This window comes from Gammaproteobacteria bacterium, from assembly GCA_003696665.1.
Classification (GTDB): Bacteria; Pseudomonadota; Gammaproteobacteria; order Enterobacterales.
In genome coordinates this window covers 1-1,837 of record RFGJ01000593.1, presented here as the reverse complement: position 1 = coordinate 1,837, position 1,837 = coordinate 1, and the positions used below count along the sequence as shown (strand labels likewise).

The window sequence follows — 1,837 nt, the reverse complement described above, 5'->3', positions numbered from 1 at the left end:
ATCGCACCCAGCGATGCCAATGTCATGGCATAGACAAATGCGCCATACTCGCCCGAACCCAGCACCCGGGCCATGGCAATCTGTAGCAGAAACCCCAGGGCAAGCCCGACAAGCCGAACAAAAACGCCGGCCAACGTGGAACCACGATGGCCGGCAGCAAAAGAGAAAGCCTTATGTTTCATGGAGTTATCAAATTATGATGCATCCCCGAAAATCAGGCGGCGGTTGCTTCATCAATAAACGCACGGTGCCACAGTTCCAGGCACAGCAGACCCCAAATGACTCGCCCGTAGTTTCCCTCCTCATGAATAGCATTTTCCACAGCTTGCATATTATACAGCCCCCGCTCCCTTGCCGCTTTCGACAACAGCGTATCGCGCACAAATTCTCTCGCCTCACCCCGAAACCATTGTTGCAACGGCACGGGGAATCCCATCTTATCTTGCCGGTTGTAAACCTCCTCTGGCACAAAGTTCTTCACGGCTTTTTTGAACAGATGCTTCATTCTTCCGCCAGCAAACTTGATGTTTGGCGGGATGGTTGCAAGCAATTCAACGATCCTGTAATCGAGGAGTGGAACCCGGGACTCCAACGAAACCGACATGCTTGTTCGATCCTCAACATGCAACAATGCTGGCAAGGAAGCCTTGAGGTCAAAATAAGTCATGCGATTGATCAGAGAATGCAATCCCTCTCGATTGAATATCTTCCGGAAAGATTCGAACGGTGAATAGCTTCCATCATTGTCAACCGCTTCGAACACCCCTTGGTGGCCATCCGAACGGTCAATCAGGCGAAAATACCGCTCATCCATCGGCCCGAACAAACCTTCCCGCCAGAAGCGCTGCAGCATCGGCACATACTGTTGGAGTACGGGAAGATTGGGTGTGATCGATTCCAGAGATACCGCATAGCGGTTTGCATTTGAGGTCTGGGAAATCGCACCCTGAAGACACTTCTCCAGATACGCCACCATATACCTGGCATAGCCAATGAATATCTCATCCCCGCCTTGGCCTCCAAGCACAACCTTGACGTGGTCCGATGCAAGTTTCGAAACACAATATTGCGGGAAAAGCCCGGGCCCGGCCAACGGTTCATCCATGAAATGGATCAGCTTGGGAAGATATCCAATAAAATCTTCAGCGGACGGATACACCTCATGATATTCTGCGCCTGCGGCCTCGGCCACGAGGCGTGCGTATCTGGTTTCGTCAAATTGACTCCCCTCACGAAAAGCACCGGTGAATGTTCTCAGAGGCATGCCATCGAGCATCGAGGCGGCCAGAGACACCACCGTGCTGGAATCCAGGCCTCCGGACAAATGCGCACCCAAGGGAACATCGGAACGCAGGCGAATCCGAATGGAGTCTTCCAGCAACGAAGAGAGATGATCGACAAACCATTCTTCGTCATGCATCTCATCAATGTCGTACCGAACATCCCAGTACTGGCGCATCTTCAAGACCAGACGATCAGTCGCCAACTCGGCCGTCATCAAATAACCGGGTTCCAGCTTTCTGATGCCATCGAACAGCGTCTTGTCGCCAAGGCAGAACTGAAAAGTCAGATAATCCTGCAAGCCATTGCTATTTACATCGGCAGGCACACCAGCGGCAAGAATCGCCTTGATCTCGGATGCGAAAACCAGCTTGCGTCCGTCGTGCCAATAATAGAAAGGCTTGATTCCCAAGCGATCCCGGGCGCAAAAAAGTCTGTGATTCCGCCGATCCCAAATGGCAAAGGCGAACATGCCATTGAACTTGTGAACGCAATCCTCGCCCCACTCCGTATAGGCATGGAGGATGACCTCCGTGTCGGAATAGGTGTGGATATT

The 1,837-nt window shown here is 52.2% G+C and carries 2 protein-coding genes; both read right to left on the bottom strand.

Annotated features, from left to right (window positions below; translation table 11 throughout):
* The coding region (locus D6694_14400) for a hypothetical protein (GenBank protein ID RMH35846.1) at positions 1 to 182 on the bottom strand (182 nt) is incomplete at its 3' end.
* Between the two features lie 32 nt (positions 183 to 214).
* Positions 215 to 1,837: asparagine synthase (glutamine-hydrolyzing) (gene asnB / locus D6694_14395; protein ID RMH35845.1), on the bottom strand; the 1,623-nt coding region annotated here is incomplete at its 5' end.